The following is a 15,131-nucleotide window of genomic DNA, read 5'->3' as shown; positions in this document are numbered from 1 at the left end:
TACATATGCCCACAGGGCTAATCTATAGACTCGCCGGCCGTATTAAGTGTTGCCCGGCGAGTTGCTAGCCTGGATATGACACTTGGAATTAACTTTCCTTCTCCAGGGAATCAAGCATGATATTTTCCAATTGCACGTTTGCATTAAACCCTATATCGCGGTGTCTTGCGCTGGCCTCCGTTGCCCCGTTTATCATGGTCTGTCAATTCACTCAGGCCCGTACATTGACGGACGAAGACCTGACCATTGGCGCTGGGGGCCGTCCCGACAATTATCAGCTGTTTGGTAACTCCACCCTGACCGCCAATGGTGCTTCCACCAAGGATATTCGGGTGGCTATCGGTGGCACGGTCAATCTAAATGGCACGACAGTCACAGGTGGATCCAGTAACGGCGTGGAGTTGGTCGATAGTACTGCAAACATTGCCGCCAACAGCACCGTGACCAGCAACGGTATAGCGCTGGCCTTGACGGGCAATGTGTTGGGGGCCAAAGCCACGGTCACGGACAGCTCGCTCATCGGCGGCACCCGCGGCGCCTCCCTCAGTGCTGCAAGTGAGCTGACGCTGAGCAACGCCACGGTGACTGCAACGGGTGCCACGGGCACGGGTATCGTCAGTTTCGGTGGAACGGTCCAGGCCAGCAACAACACCCGAATCACGGGCGGTCAGAACGGTGTTGTCTTGCGTAATGACATCTCTTCGGTAAAGGGAAACCAGCTAACGCTGGATGCCAGCCATGTCGGAGGCCTGAATGGTGCGGCCATCGTCGTGAGCAGCGTTGCCGGACTCCCTGATCGCGAAGCGGTGATCGACGTGAGCAATGGCTCGACCCTCAAGGGCAGCGATGGTGTGATGCTGCAAGTTACGAACGATGGCATGGCGGCGCTGAATGTCGATAACAGCGTTCTGCTCGGTGATGTGGTGGCTGAAGCGGGCAGTATCGCGAAAGTGGCCTTGAGCAACTTCGCCACCTTGACCGGGCGCCTGGAGAACGTCGATACCCTGGCGGTCAATAGCTCGGGCAAATGGGTCATGGTCGAAGACAGTCAGCTAAAGAATCTGTCGATGGCAGGGGGGGAGGTTCAGTTTGGTCAGCCTGGCAGTTTCTATACCTTGTCGGTGGAGAATCTCAGCGGTAACGGCAACTTCATCATGCATGCGGACTTTTCCAACGGGCAAGCCGATTTTCTGAATATCACGGGGACAGCAACCGGTACTCATACGCTTGACGTGGCCAGTACCGGTGTGGAACCGACGCTGACCAACCAGCGCATCCATGTCGTCCACGCAGCTAGCGGCGATGCTGCGTTCTCGTTGATCAATGGCCGGGTAGACTTGGGTACTTATTCTTATGATTTGCTCAAGGATGGCGCCAATGACTGGTATCTCGATGGTGCGAGCAAAACCATCAGTCCTGGTACGGCCTCGGTGCTGGCGCTGTTCGATGCCTCGCGTACGGCCTGGTATGGCGAACTGAGCACGTTGCGTTCGCGCATGGGCGAAGTGCGGATGAACCAGGGGCAGTCTGGCGGCTGGATGCGGGCGTATGGTAACCGCTTCGACGTTTCTGCCGACTCCGGAATGGCCTATAGGCAAACCCAGCAGGGATTGGCTTTTGGTGTGGATACCCCCGTGCCGTCAGTTGGGGATGGACAGTGGGTGTTTGGCCTGATGGGTGGTTATAGCCGGTCCGACCTGGACCTGATTCATGGGACCTCGGGCACGGTCAACAGCTTTTATGTCGGTTCTTACGCCACTTGGCTGGACGCCGAGAGCGGTTACTACTTCGACGGCGTGCTCAAGTTCAACCGCTTCCAAAATGAGTCCAAGGTCAGTCTCAGTGACGGGGCACAGGCCAAGGGGCGGTACAACACCCATGGATTGGGCACCACGCTGGAGTTTGGTCGGCATATCAAGTTGGACGACGGTTATTTCATCGAGCCTTTTGGGCAAGTCTCGGCGCTGGCGGTTCAGGGCAAACGTTACCAATTGGATAATGGCATGGCTGCCGATGGCAACCGGAGTTATTCCTTGCTGGGCAAAGTGGGTGCAAGTGCCGGTCGGGATATCGACCTGGGTAATGGACAGATGCTTCAGCCTTACCTCAAGGCCGCGCTGGTCAACGAGTTCGCCAAAGACAATCAGGTCAAGGTCAATAGCACAAGCTTCAACAATGACCTTTCCGGTTCTCGCCTGGAGTTGGGAGGTGGCGTTGCCATGAAAGTCGCGGATAAAGTGCAAGTGCACGCCGACGTCGATTACAGCCAAGGCAAAAAGATTGATCAGCCATGGGGAGTAAACTTCGGCGTGGAATACAAGTTCTGATCAGCTTTGTTTAAAAGGTCAGCTCCGTGGATTGTTTTCACGAGACGGCATGAGGGTTAGTCAAACGAGCAAGGACCGTAACGGTCCTTGTTTCATTTTTCATGAACTCTTTTTTGGAGTCTGTCAACTGAGCAGTTCTGTTAGTACTCAACGGTTTGGTTTTGGAATCTAATGGGCTTCTCTGGACAGTAGTGGCTTTGGAGGCGTGGTTACTCATGTGTTGATAGGAGGGTCCATGATGTCAAATTCGAAAAATTCCAGTACGTTCGGCAAAAAACAAGTCCCGATTTACGATCCGCCTACGGTCGTGGCGTTGCCAAATATCGACGGAGGCGAAACCAATCTGCTGCATAAGAGCGCCCTGGTAGCGCCCTTGCCCATCACTATTCCCAAGTGGTTGAATTCCAATCCCAAGCCCCATGAGCCGGAGTGGGTCACGCTGTATTGGGGAGGCGATGATCTGGAAACAAAGACCTGGATCGCCGAGGTGCCCGATGCGGATCGGGTATTTTATGTTCCCGTCCATTTACTCATCCATGGTGAACATTCACTTTATTATTTTCTACACCTGTACAACCTGGCCGAGGCTGACTCTTTTGATCTTACCCTGACCATCGATACCCTCAAGCCGCTGCTCAACCAGACCGACGACCTTGCGCAGTTTCCTGAAGCGGTCCTGACAGGTGGGGTAACGGCCCAGTATCTAGAGCAGAACAACAATCAAGTGAAGGTCGGTATCCCCCGTTATGATGAGCAGCGGGGTGGTCCCAAGGTCGGCGATATCATTACCTTGTATTTGAACGAAAAAAACGGAACCGGAGAGCCAGATCAGCTAAAGGTCGGTGAATTGACTGTTCCGCACCCGGTACCCAACGTTCTTGAGGGCGTGTATGAGGGGCAGGCGTTTCTCGACTTTGGCGATCGTGTGGGGTATGCGCGATATCGTGTCGAAGACCGGGCGGGGAACATCAGTGAGTTGTCGGGGCGGGTTGAGCTGGATGTGAAGGCTGCACCGACACCGCGTGATCTGTCCTATCCATGGGTGAGAGAAGCCTCCGGCAACCCGCAGGCCAGTCGGCTCGATCCGAACCTTGCGGCTGTCGTCAATAATGGCGTCATTGTTGCCATCCCTCAAAACGCGATCATCTCGGATACGGAGACCGCCGCCGTACTGTTTGGTGAAGAAGGTGGTTTCGGATTCTATCGCGCTGACACACCCATCGTCACAGGAGGGCGGGAGTACCGCATTCCCAAGGAGTATGTCGCCCGAAACCTGCGAAAAAACATCCCGATAATCTTCGAGGTGACCGGTCCCAATATTCCCACACCGCTTGTGTCTCAGACGCACAGCCTGACGATCTCCAGCCTGAGCGGCGGGTTGCCGGTCCTTCAGTCCACCAGTTTTAATGCGACGACGTTGAGCTTGGCCAACATTCCCGAGGGCGGGGCGGCTGTTCTCAGGCTGGGTAGCTGGAAGTACATGGCGACGTCACAGTTCCTCAGGGTCGAGATGAGGGGATTGCTGAGTGCGGGAGGCGCTCACACCGTGACGATTCTCGATGCTCAGCCTGTGACTTCGGTGGGTGAAATGCAAGCAGGACAGATACTCAAGACGGAGCTTCGCAGATTTCAAATCGGTGAAAAGCTCACCTTCATCGCGAAGGTCAGCTTTGACAATAAGCAGACCTGGCACGACTTTCCAAGCATAGATCCTCAATTAACCAACTGACCCTTGAGCATGAGGTATTACCGTTTCAGCGATGCGCCTCGCGCTCATTTGTAGGTCATGGTGAAGTTCAACGCGCCTTTGGCCACACCGGGACCGACGTGAGGCGCTATCTGGTAGAAGCGTGCGTTGAAGTCCAGCACCGTCGTGCCGGATGTGATGGGCACCAGGGGAACCTCCATACCCAGCGCGACAGGGGTCAGGCCGTCGCCCCTGAGGATCTGAACACCTACGCCCGATGCTCCAGAGTCTGCGGTCAGACTGAAAATGCCGTTGTTTTCATCGACGGGGACGGACCCCAGAACACCATCGAGCTTGATCGTTGCGACGGCGATATTGCCATCTGACGGGTCGGCTTCGCAGGCGCTGAGCGTGATGGTAAAAGGCGCAAGGGTTGTGCCGAAGCCGGGGCCTGTGAACTCGGAGGTGTCCCAGGTCCCTAGTGGCACTGGATTGACGCTTACCGGGTTGCCCGAGATGCCGCAATGAGCCTGAATCACCGTGCCCACGGGGCCTACGCCGAACCCTTTGCCGACGCCGCTAAAGGTCCCGCTGAACAGTTCGCGGCCATCCAGTGGGTTGGGACCGGTCGGAATGGGGCCGGTTTTGATCAGGGTGGTGTAGGTCCGCAGGTTGCGCAGTGTAAAGCGTATGAACGTGGTGATCTGGTCCTGATAGCCATCGAAGGGCACGATCGGGCGATAGGTCGGTCCGCCGATGGGGATGAAGGTGTTGTTGCCGCTGCCATCGAAGGGAAAATCCAGGCGGATCAAGGCGCCCACGCCGGGAATATTGGTGTTGAATACCTTGCCGTTCACATCGAACCCGTCAACCGGCGGCAACTGGCCGGCGAACAGCGGGGCGGTTGGCTGGGCCTGGAAGTTGAGGATGGTGCCGGGGGTATCGACGCTGCAGTCCAGTTGCGAACCACCGCCGCTGGTGAAGGTGTGTTTGTTCAAGGTGCCGATGACACTTCCTACGGCAGCGTCCCGAGGGACATAAAGCGTGCCCAATTGAGGCTGGAAATTCAGGGGGCCACTTCCGGCCTCCCACCAGCAAGTATCGGCGGCGGCGAATGCGGATGAAGTCGGGCTGCCGGTGACCAGCACCAGGGATGTCAGCAGCAGTCGTGTCGATTGTTTCATGGTGTTTCCTGTGGGATCGGGCATGACAATAGGCTGTTTGCCAGTGGCTGGGTGGCGCGTGTCAATGGCATGTCAGCGCCTGAATGCGGTAGCCCTGCACCTGCTCCATCGTCTGCGGATTGACGTCCAGCCGGCATTGAGGGGCGTCGCCCGGTGCCCAGCGCACGTTAAGTTGTTGTGGCTCGGGCCCTACAGAGAGCAATACCTGGCCGGCCTGGCCCACGGTACCCAGAACAGTGCCCTGGGCATCGCTGACCTGAGCCCCGAAAGGCAGGGCCTGGCCGTTAGCCGTCTGCCCGCTGATCAGCAGGCGATTGATGGTACGCGCGGTGAAGGTGGTCTTGACCACGGCCCCGCGGCGTGGGACGACTTGCGCTGTGCCATTGTCGATCTCGATTTCAGGCCCCAAATCATCCGTTTGCAGGGACACCTGGTTCATTCGATAGGGCCGCAGGTAAGGGACCAGCGCGAAGCCTTGGGCGTTGGTTTTCACGCCTGTCGCGTTCTTGACTCCCACACCGGGGATATCCGGTACTTCAACCAACGCCAGCGTTTCTCCCAGGTACGGGCCGGCTTCAATACCATCGGCATGAAGCAGCAATGCGCCGCTGGCGTTCAGTGAGGTCGTGCGGTAGTGGCTGCTTTGAGTGATCCCGGCGCCGACGCTGCCAGTGGCCCCTTGATAACCTAAAGCCAACTCGGCTGACTGTCGCTGTTGCGAGTCGTGGCTGATGCTGGTTCGATAGTTGAGCCGGTTCTCAAGACTGTTACCACTCAGGCTGGCCCTCTGGCTATGGCGTCCGGCGTTGTTCTGTACGTCGAACGTGGCAGTGCTCGAAGGCATGAAGTCCAGCGGCAATGATACGCTCAACCCCATTTGGCGCTGCTCGCTCATGTTGCGTTTGTCGTTATCTCTGAGCGATTGCAAGGCATAGACGTTATAGGTCACGCCTTTGTGTTGGGTATTGAAGTTGAACTGGAACTGGCGTTGGGTGTTATTCGTTTGCCAGTAATCCTGGTGCGAGAACGTCAGGTTGACGGAGCTGTGTTTCCCGATTTTCTGGTTGATTGCCGCTTCGAGACGGCTGCGTCGGCTGCCGAAAAAACGGACGTCGTGCTCGCGGTCGCGCACAGCTTCGTCGAAATCGCGGTAACCCTCGGTGGAATAGCGATAGCCAGCGAAACGCAGCTGGGTCCCGCTTTGGAATGATTTGCCGTATTTGACCGAGTAACTCTTGCCTTGCACGTCCTGGCTTGCCTGCGTATCGGAGTGACTCAGGTCCAAGGCCAGGGCGCCCAGCGCACCCAAGTCCCGGGAGGCCCCCAATGTGACGGCCCGATAAAAGTCGCTGCCCATCGCGCCGCCATATAACGTCGTGCTCCAGCCGAGCCCCCAGGCCAGCGTACCTTGCCAGAGCAGAGGGTGGTCACCCTCGCTGATGGCGTTGTAATGCCCGACTGTCGCGCTGTAACGCCAGAGACCTTCGCGCAAAAGATTGCTGAGTGTGGCGTAAGGCTGCGTGTAGCGATGAACCTGGCCATCGGCTTCGGTTAATACGATTTCCAGTTCACCGCTGCCGCCCACGGTAGTGAGATCATCGATTTCATAAGCGCCGGGGCTGACATAGGTGGAGTAGATCGGGTAACCGTTTTGCAGGACTTCGAGCTTGGCCCGCGTCTGGGCCACGCCTCGTATGACAGGGGCATACCCCTGAAGGGCATCGGGCAGCATGTCTGGGTCCGAGGCAATGATTGCGCCCTTGATGGGCAGGCTCCTGAACACATCGCCCCGGGTAAAGGTTTCACCCAGGGTCAGATTGGCTTGCAAGCCGGGAAGATCGCGCTGGGCATAGGTATAGGCGCTGCTCCACTCGCGTTGGTTCTGTTCGTTGCGGCGTAACGTCTGGTTGCTGCGCAAACGCCAGGCGCCCAGATTCAGCCCACTGTTGAGGTACAGGTCATCACTCTGGCTGGAGCCGCCTTGTTGATGATTGCTCTGCTGCGCCGACACCTGGTAATTGATAAAGGCCGCGTTGATTCCGTGATCCCAGCGCTCGGGGTCGGCATAACCTGACTGATTCCTGCGCATGGCGATCTGAGGAACCGAGAGTGACAACCACAGCTTGGCGCCTTCGAATTCGATATTGGCCCCGGGGATTACGCTGGCCAGGTCGATGCAGTCGGTGTTCAGCGCTTGGTTGTCGGCCAGGCCGTCGAGACGTACGCCCAGCTCTTGAAGCAAATCGGACGATAGGCAGGGCAGCAGGTCGCCCTCGGGGCTGAGGCTGAAGTCGAGCTCACGCAGGCCAAAGGAGCGCCGGTTGATTTGAAGTTCGACCCGATAGCGCCCCGGTCCAAGGTCCTGACTTTGGCCCAGCGCACTGAGTGCCAATGCCCCGGCATCGCGGGTGTATTCCGGATGCTGGCGCAGGAAACCGGATTGGAATTCAACCGTCGCATCGGCCAGTGCGGGTGTGATATCGAGCAATGCCGTACTGGCACCCAGGGCGACCCAGTGAGCCAGGCGTGCTTCGCCGCCGATACCCGAGCGTTTCAAGAGTCGAGTCATTAAAAGTGTCCGAGAGCGCATGGCGTCACAGTGTTGAAGGGAGCTGCACGGGGGCGGTCAAAGGCGCGCTGAAAGCGCCGTAGTCATTGACTGTGGCGAAAGTGACCTGCAAGCCGGCTGTCGGTTTGATCCGGCCCAAGGCAAATGTCTGGCGTTGCAGCGGTGCCGACATGGCCGGGTTATTCAGTTCTTCGGATTGGCGCTGGTCGCTGACTTCAAGCCGGCTGAATGAAACATGGAAGGGGGTTGGGTTGTAGACCACCAACTGCGCCGAGCCGTTGACCTGCTCAATCGACCACAGCAGATCCTTGAGGCGGGCTTGCGGGTTGTCCTTGATTTGGCTGGGGCGATAGAACAGTTTGATCCGGGTGCGCAGGGCGATATTCAGGGCGTTGGCGTGGCTGGTATCGGCCTGGGGAATTTCCTGGACGTTGAAATAGAACAGCGATTCACGGTCCGTCGGCAAGGTGTTGGGGAGTGCATTGATCTGCACTTGTTGCTCCTTGCCGGGGTTGAGCCGGAACAACGTGGGTGACGGCATGAAGGGGACGGCGGTGGTGGTGTCGTCGGCAGCGGTGTTTACCCAGGTTTGAACGGCAAATATACTCTCGCTGGGGTTGGCGATGATCAGCGAAACACTGCGTTTGTCACTGTCGAACACCACGCGGGTGCCGCTCAGGCTCAGCGCCGCCTGACTCTGGGCACTCTGGAAAAACAAGATCGACAGTGCCGCGCAGGCACCTAGAATTGACCGCGCGGCCCCAGGCTGCTTGATGAACGTGAACATAGAAAAGTACCGGTGGATCAGGCGCGGGACTGCGCCTGAGGTGCAGTGCGCTTGCGCCATGAGGAATCCGGCGTACAAGCCGGCAACTCATGGCGTGCGCGGGCGGAAATCAGATGATGTTCACAAGGAACATGATGTGCGCCGAGGCAGGTCCCGGCGTTACCGTGGCAGCGGTCGAGCGATAACGGGCATGGAAGAGCATGTCGGTTTCGCCGCCGGCGACCAGGTTGTACGCGACGGAGCTGGTGCCGGGTGCGATGGCGGCGCCCGACTTGTCGCGGATCGCGATGGACACGCCCATCGCATGGCCCGGTGTCGGGGCAACGGCAAAGTAGTCGCCGCTGCTGTCGGCGGCGCCGTTGAAGGTCGTGGTGGCGGTTTGGCCAGGGGCGATCACACAGCCTGAGCCGCCTTTGACGCGCAGGACAAAGTCCTTGCCCAGCAGTTCATCCCCGACCTGGGTGAAGTGACTGGCATCGACACTGCCCATGTAAACGGTATTGCCGATGGTGCCATCGCCTGGGTTGACGACTTCGATGGGGCAGGTACTGGCGGTGATTTCACCTTGGAAGTGGATGGTACCGGTGTTGGCAAGCGCCGCGGTGCCTGCCAGGCTGGTCGCCAGGCCAAGGCACAGGGCGAGGGAAGTTTTTTTCATGGTGGGAATCCAGTGGACGCAGTGCTCGGCATTCAAGACGTGAGACCGGACGGGGCGCACTGCGATTTGGCCGGTGTCGATAAGGTCTCTCTGGATAAGTTTAAGAAGCGGCGTGGGGGGGGGATATGAGAGAGTTCTCATTGTGAACGTGGGGCGTCAGGGAGGTGGAACAGAATGTTTCGGGGGGGCAGGCACCAACCGAGACCGAGGTGTTCTCGGTCAGGTTGGTGTTCAGGTGAGTGAGGGGGGAGTCACGCAATTCTCAAATTTTTATTGATCAACTTGATCAACAATGTTTCCTGCAGATGTTTCGGTACTCCGCTGGCCCCCAATATTGTTTCGAATGTTTTTTCACCGCCCACATTTCCCGCCATAGCAGCGTCGGCAACGCTGGCTCCTTTTCTTTTTGCTGCCAGTGCGACGGAGAGCTGATCCGCAGTTGTAACGGGCTTGTTCTGAGAACCGCCGGTGGTCCCGGGTTGTAGCCCCTTTTTAATCTGCTTGGATAAAGCTGTTTGCGCGTCGTCAAGCCAAAGTGCTCTTGGCATCGGGGGAGGGGGAGGGGCAGGGGCAGGGGCAGGGGCAGGGGCAGGGGGCGCTGCATTCTGTACTGCCGAACTCACCTTGGCTGAATTGCGATAGTAAGACAGGTTACGCCTCAGTACCGCTCTGGGTATTTCCACGGGCACGGGTGTAGGTGGGAGTTCCGCGGCCCCGCTCATGACGAGCGCGTTGGACCACTTAGACGTCTGGTTTGCTAGAGCGCGTCCTATAGTGTAACCACCGACAGCGCCAACCAAGCTAATTCCCATGCCCGCGTAGTCCAATATCTGGCCCACCAGCAAAGCGTCCTCATTATCATCGGGTGTTGCCGCTTTGATCACCGTAGTAACGAACCCCAAACCTACGGCAGTCACTGATGCTACGTTAGCAATCACAGCGGCAGCCAATGCCAGGCCACTCAGACCGCCTGTGGGGACCCAGGTAATGACAGCAAAGATAGCCGCAACGACAGTCACGGCGGCGCTGATAGCGACAGTGACCCAGTTTTTACTTCGTTTGTACGCGCCCGGAACCCGATCCTCATCCGGGTGTTTCATGCGCGAGACCGAACTCACATGGCCCGTCGGGTCCTTGAAGCGAATCGGGTTACCCAGGCAATAGCAGTAGGGGTTGACGCCACCGGCACCGAAAGGGCTGAAGGAGTCCGGGCTGTGAAAGCGCATCAGCACCGGGTTGTAGGCGCGATAACCGTTGCCCAGCAGATACCAGCCACTGCTACTTTCCCGCACCTCGCCATTGAAGGCCCGAACGCTCAATAACGGTTCTTCGCTGCTGCGCTCGCCGTAGGCGCTATAGATAGCGGCGCGTAACGCGGCACCTTGGCATTCGCCCAGTACACTGCCATTGGCATCGGTGAACAACAGCAGGTTTTTCGACGGATCACCCGGTTGGTGTTGGCCCAGGACCTGGTCTGCGGCGGTGAAGAAGTGGGTCTGTGCGGCGCTCTGGACGGTATAGCTCAGTTCGTCACCCTGGTAGAGGCGCAAGGATTTCGCCTGGGTACCCTCCTGGGAACTGATCAGGCGATCATGCCCATCGTACTGGTATTGCATGACCGGTTGCTGGCTGACGGAGCGCACTTCCAGCAGGCGGCTCTGGCTGTCGTAGCGCAGCAATTGCCCCTGCTCATCGTTACGCATGTTGCCATTATCGTCGTAGTCGAAGGTCTGTTCCTGCGTGGGGCCTCCATCGAGGCTGCGGGTCATCCTGACCAGGCGACAGCGGTCGTCGTCGGCGTAGAAGTATTCGTTGACCTCGCTGGCCCCTCCCGAAAACTGGCTCACTCGTAGGGTGATGTTGTCCAGGTCATCGAAAACGTACATTTGTTGCTCGATGGCGCGACCGGCTTCATCCTTGGGCAAATCCCGGCCCGAGCAGGTATGGACGCTCAAGCGGCCACGGTCGTCGTAGTCGAACGCCTCCAGGAGCAGGCTGTTCAGAAGGCCTGCCTCCTCGACTTGCAGATGACGTGACTTGAGCTGCCCGTCGGGATACCAGACCTGCTCGATGGTCCGTGTCGAATGCCCCGGCAATGTGATCGTCCGCAGGATTTCCTGATCCTGATCGTCATACGTCAACTCGGTGATGAGCGTGGTGTTGGCGTCAGTATCAACGCTGGTGGTTTTGCTCAAGCGACTGAGAGCATCGTATTCGAATGTCGCTTCCAGGCTACCCTGAACGCTGCGCGTAACGAGTCCCGCGCTGTCGTATTCGTAGACGTTCTCGACGGTGTTGAGGTGGTTGATATCCAAGCGCTTGCGCAGTTGTCCACCCGATGTGCTGATGTATTGGGTTTCCCAGGACAATCCCTGCTCATCGACCCATTGCTCACTGCGCACCTGGTTGGTGATGTCGTATTCGTAGTGACGCGAACCTTGCTCGTTCTGCGCCTTGACCAGACGAGCCGAGACCGGGTGGTAGTCAAAGGCGCTCTGTGCATCGGGCGAATGAATGGCGGTGGGCTGATCGGTCAGTTGCAAGTTTTTGTATTCATAGGTGATCACCGCGCCGGCGGCGGTGGTTCTCGTGTTGGGTTGCAACTGATCGTCGATGTAGCCGAGCGTTTCGCTGCGCATGCCGGTCTGGGTTTCGGTCAGGCGTTCCAGGCCGTCGAAGGTCTGGGTGCCGATCAACACGGGGTCGGGTGAACTGCCGGAGGCGGGTTTCACCCACAGTGCCGTGGGCAGTTCCGAGCGGCTATGGGTGGCATACTCGCGTGATACCACACACTGGTCCGGCAAGGTGGTGGTGACCATGCGGGACCAGGGGTCATAGCTGTAAAGCGTCTTGCGTTTGAGTTCGTCGACCTCTTGTGTGCAGTTACCCTGGCCATCGTACTGGTAAGTGCGGGTGGCAAGCACCTGGCCCTGTGCATCGAGGCTGGCTGTCTGCGCCGGTTTGTCCAGCGAGTTGATGCGGGTCTCGCTTTTACCACTGATCATCGGAGAGTGGCCAGGGCCTTGCCGCCAGCGGGTCTCCACCAGACCGTTCCAGGGAGATGGGTGACCGACGGCGATGCCGATGGGGTTGAATTCGGTGTGGGCCTGCACACCGTCAGGGCCAGTGACACAGGACTGTTCGCCCCAGTCGTCATACTCATAGGTGGTGGTGTAGGCGAAGGAGCGTCCTTCAAAATAATCGTAGCGGGTTTCTTCGATCAGCTCGCCCAAACCGTTGTAACGAGCCTTCCAGGTTTGTTCGACGCGCGTGGGGTTGGTTTCGCTGACATTATCGCGCTCTTCATAAATCTGGCGTCCCAGTCCGTCAATTTGGGTTCGGGTGGTGATTCCACGTGTGTTGACGGCATCTCGCCCACTGAAGTGCCCCACGCCGGCAGAAGGGAAATACCGATAGGTGCGTACAGCCTTGAATTCGCTGCTTCGGGGCGCCGTGGTTTCACGAACCAGCCGTCCTAGTTTGTCGTACTCATAGCTGATTTCCATGTCGCTCGAGTGCAACAACAAGAGCTTTCCGGTCAGTGCCGAAGTTTGCTCGATATTGACTTTCTTGACACCGTCGAAATCGGTACTCAAGGTCGTGGTGAGCTGGATGGCGGGTTCGGGGAAGTCGACGCCGAAGAGTCTTTTGTAATCAGTATCAGTGTAGGTGGTGGCGCCATTGAGGCGTACAGCCTGCCGCGACAATTGACCATGACGTAAAGGGTCGTTCAGGTCAGTCCAGTATTGGTAGGTGGTGCTCTGCAACGTCTCCTCTCGTTCCTCGGGGGTGCCGGCATCGTGCACTTGAACCAGAACTTGCTCGTCGAGCGTGACGGGCCTCGCGAGCGGGGTCCTGGCCAGTGGAGGTATTTCGATGTAGCGGTAGTGGGTCCGCAAGGTCGGGGCCGGCTCGTGGTCCGGTGCGGGCGTCACCGTGCTGCTCTTGACTTTGCAGACAAACCCATAAGGGTTATCGGGGAAGTCCTCTTCGCCAGAGGCGCGATAGTAGACGTTGGTGGTGGTGATGCCACTGGCCTCAACGTGGGTCAGTTCATTGCCGGAGCTGTCGTAGGTGTAGGTCTCTGTTTCTGCGCGTTGACGTGTCGGGTTGCTTTTAAGCCGCCAGCGATTGATCACCTGTGTAGGCAACTGATAGGTATTCGGTTGATCCAGCACCGAGCCGTTGCGCAAAGGGTAAACGGTTTCGGTTTCCTGGATGTTGTCACCTTGTGTCGTGGTCTGGAGTATGAGCGAGTGGAAACGGTTGAACGTGCGTTTGACACTGCGCACAGCTTTTCCCGCCAGGTAATGGGTTTCCACGGTGCTGTAGTCGTAAGTACCGCTCTGATAGATCAGCGGGTCCTTGTTGTCGGTGCCCCATTGGATCGGCAAGGTGTTGCCCAGGAAGTTCTTATCATCCGGATAGGTGTATTCGACTTGCACCTTGTCCGGGTTGTCAGGGGCGCCATCGGGATAAATCTCGTGACGGCTGACACGTGGCAGGTAGCGGCCTGACGGGCCGGGGAAGCTATGTTCGCTGTCATAGACGATCAGTTCACTACCGCCCAACGGGTTTTCCACCTTGGTCACCACGGTGTGCCCATGTTTGATCTCGTAGTCGAATCGCCAGTAACCCCGTTGGCCGGATTCATCGGCAGGCAGGGCAATGGTGCGGGCATATTTCAGCTCGCCCGAGTCGAAAGTCATCGTATAGCGCGCCCGCGCAGGGAGCGCCTCATCGACATTGGGGTAGAGATCCAGATCCAGTTTGCCGGCGTCGCGCCGCACGCTCAACAAGGGGATCCCCGCGTCGTCGTTGACCGATTGCAGCAGCGTGTGTCCGTTGAATGAGGTATAGGCAAGGACCAGCCTGTGGCCCAGGGGGCTATAGATTTCGATCGGAACGGCGACGCGGTCGCTACCCATGCCGCGCTCTCGCAAAATTTCCACGGTGCCGGTCTTGTGCACCAGCATGAACTGTTTCTTATCTTGAAATGGCGTGTATTCGAAGAATCGGAAACTGTCGAGTTTTTTGGTCTCCATCAGCAGTTCCCCGTCCACGCCATTGGCGGTCACGGTGTGGCGTTCGCCTGTGCTCGTGGATAAAACCTGCTTGTTCATATCGTATTCGGACAGCTGCACATTCCAGCCGATGCCATAGCCGCTGTCCGTTGTGTTGAGAGCGCTGAAAGCCAATGCCAGCGAAAACCCCGGGCCGCGCAAATCGTTGCCCTTGAGTTCGGGTAAGTCGAGGGATATCCGGTATTGCCCGGTACGTGGGTCAACGCCACTTTGCAGCGACTGCATGAAGTTGAATGCGTTGGAGGGAACGGAAGTATCGGCACTCATGGGGGCACACCTCAATGAGTCATCGAAAGCCATAATGAATGGCGCCTTTTAACGGCAGGGCTACGGCGAGTTGTCGATACGGTAACAGTCTGCAGAGCGCCAGTAACCTAACAGTTCTGATAGTGGTCGGCGCCATCGGTCAGGGGTAAAACGTCTTTATCGCTGCATGAAAACTCAACGAGGGTGGCGAACCGTTGGGGAAGAGTCCCTGCGTCTGTTTTTTATGTGGGCAAGCGCTTATGGCGCCTTGAACGCACTATTTTTTTGATGGAAAGACTGATTGTCGTTGAAGGACAAGGTTCGGTAATCGCTTTTTGCTGTTCTGGCGATCAGATGGTTTTGTGACGTTTATCTCGATAGGAAGCGCTCAGTCGTGAGTGTGCGAGACGGCTCGGCTCACCGTTGATTTTGATATTTGAGGGTATGGCAATGGCAACTACCTATACGTTGGCAGAGCTTCTGAGCTGGATGAAGGATCAGGATCGCATGAGCAAATGGGATGCGATTGTGGCCATGGAACGCAACAAAACCAATCTGCTGCTGATTCAAAACTACATTGATAAGTTCA

At 57.6% G+C, this 15,131-nt stretch carries 7 protein-coding genes; 2 read left to right on the top strand and 5 right to left on the bottom strand.

What is annotated here, in order from left to right; translation table 11 throughout:
* Positions 1–116 precede the first annotated feature (116 nt).
* Both BLU76_RS29490 and BLU76_RS29485 read left to right on the top strand, forming a co-directional pair.
* Positions 117–2,327 (top strand): autotransporter outer membrane beta-barrel domain-containing protein, encoded by a 2,211-nt coding sequence (locus BLU76_RS29490; RefSeq protein WP_256572714.1) that lies wholly within the window; start codon positions 117–119, stop codon positions 2,325–2,327.
* A gap of 238 nt (positions 2,328–2,565) precedes the next feature.
* Entirely contained in the window at positions 2,566–4,056 is a 1,491-nt protein-coding gene (locus BLU76_RS29485) for a hypothetical protein (RefSeq protein ID WP_139211693.1), read from the top strand.
* Positions 4,057–4,100: 44 nt separating this feature from the next.
* Here BLU76_RS29485 and BLU76_RS29480 read toward each other — a convergent pair whose 3' ends face one another.
* From BLU76_RS29480 to BLU76_RS29460, 5 genes are all read right to left on the bottom strand, one after another.
* Positions 4,101–5,198, bottom strand: a complete 1,098-nt coding sequence (locus tag BLU76_RS29480; RefSeq protein ID WP_092225653.1) for a fimbrial protein — start codon at positions 5,196–5,198, stop codon at positions 4,101–4,103.
* A 61-nt stretch (positions 5,199–5,259) separates the two neighbouring features.
* A complete protein-coding gene (locus tag BLU76_RS29475) occupies positions 5,260–7,767 on the bottom strand; it encodes a fimbria/pilus outer membrane usher protein (protein WP_092225651.1) in 2,508 nt (835 codons plus the stop codon).
* Positions 7,768–7,792: 25 nt separating this feature from the next.
* Entirely contained in the window at positions 7,793–8,554 is a 762-nt protein-coding gene (locus BLU76_RS29470; protein WP_092225649.1) for a fimbrial biogenesis chaperone, read from the bottom strand.
* Positions 8,555–8,663: 109 nt separating this feature from the next.
* On the bottom strand, positions 8,664–9,212 hold the full coding sequence (locus BLU76_RS29465) for a fimbrial protein (protein ID WP_063320906.1): 549 nt from the start codon (positions 9,210–9,212) through the stop codon (positions 8,664–8,666).
* Between the two features lie 251 nt (positions 9,213–9,463).
* Positions 9,464–14,563 carry an RHS repeat-associated core domain-containing protein gene (locus BLU76_RS29460; RefSeq protein WP_170867342.1) on the bottom strand — a complete coding sequence of 1,700 codons (5,100 nt, stop codon included), beginning with the start codon at positions 14,561–14,563 and terminating at the stop codon, positions 9,464–9,466.
* Positions 14,564–15,131: the final 568 nt, after the last annotated feature.

Source organism: Pseudomonas sp. NFACC08-1, assembly GCF_900106735.1.
Classification (GTDB): domain Bacteria; phylum Pseudomonadota; class Gammaproteobacteria; order Pseudomonadales; family Pseudomonadaceae; genus Aquipseudomonas; species Aquipseudomonas fluorescens_Q.
The sequence above is the reverse complement of the archived record's forward strand: the minus strand, read 5'-3'. Positions and strand labels throughout refer to the sequence as shown.